Annotated in this window: 1 protein-coding gene; it reads right to left on the reverse strand. The window is 74.8% G+C overall.

The genetic code is table 11. The annotated features are described in order from the left end of the window. Positions 1 to 1,099 (reverse strand): condensation domain-containing protein (locus tag IE312_RS37535; protein ID WP_229900931.1); only part of this gene is annotated, 1,099 nt, incomplete at both ends.

The raw sequence follows: 1,099 nt of genomic DNA on the forward strand, positions 1-1,099 counted from the left end.
CGTCCTGCGCCGCGCACAGCCGTGCGATGGTGCCGGCCTCGAACAGCGCCCGGATGGAGATCTCCAGGCCCAGCTCGGCGCGGATGCGGCCGACCAGCTTGATCGCGCGCAGCGAGTTGCCGCCCAGGGCGAAGAAGTCGTCGTCCATGCCGACCCGTTCGGCCTCCAGCACCTCGGCGAACAGGGCGCAGAGCCGCTCTTCGCGCGGGGTGCCGGGGGCGCGGTAGGGCGCTGTCCGGCTCGCTGCCGGTGCCGCGGCCGGCAGGTCCGCCGGGGCGGCCGTCAGCTCCCGGACCAGGCGCTCGCGCCGGGCCGCGTCCCGGGCGTGCAGGGACCCGACGGGTGCGCCCGGGTCGTCCAGGACGGCGCGCAGGTGACCGGTGAAGCGGTCCACGAGGGCCTGTGCGGTGTCCCGGTCGACCAGGTCCACCTGGTGGTCGATGGACAGCTGGAGGTAGGGGTCGGCGACCGCGTTGAGCGTGAACGGGTAGTGCGATCCCGAGTACGGGCGGACGCCGGTGAGGGCGACACCCGCCCGGGCGTGGGCCGCGCCGAGGCTCTCGCGGTCCACCGGGTACGACTCGAACGCGATCAGCGTGTCGAACAGGCGGGGCAGTCCGACGGCGTCCTGGATCTCGGGCAGGCCGTGGTAGTGGTGGTCGAGCAGGGCGCTCTGGCGCTTCTGGAGCGCGGTCAGGACGTCCGCCACGGTCGCCTGCGGCGGGCACGGGACGCGTACGGGCAGGGTGTTGATGAACAGGCCCACCATCTCGTCGGCGCCGGGCAGGCCGGCCGGACGCCCGGAGACCGTGGCGCCGAGGACCACGTCGGTCCGCCCGGTGAGTTCCGCGAGGAGGACCGCCCAGGTGCCCTGCACCAGCGTGTTGAGGGTGACGCCGAGTCCGGCCGCCCGCCGCGCCAGGCCGCGCGCCTCGTCCACGCCGAGGTCCACGTCGATACGGGACACGCCCGCCGCCGTGTGCCGTTCCGGGGCGTGCGGCATGACGAGGGTCGGCGCGTCCACTCCGGTGAGTTCGTCCTTCCAGGCGCGGGCGGCCTCGGCGTGGTCCTGCCGGGCCAGCCAGCCCAGATACTCCCC

Origin of the sequence: Streptomyces capoamus, assembly GCF_014654935.1 — a bacterium.
In the GTDB taxonomy this organism is placed as follows: domain Bacteria; phylum Actinomycetota; class Actinomycetes; order Streptomycetales; family Streptomycetaceae; genus Streptomyces; species Streptomyces capoamus.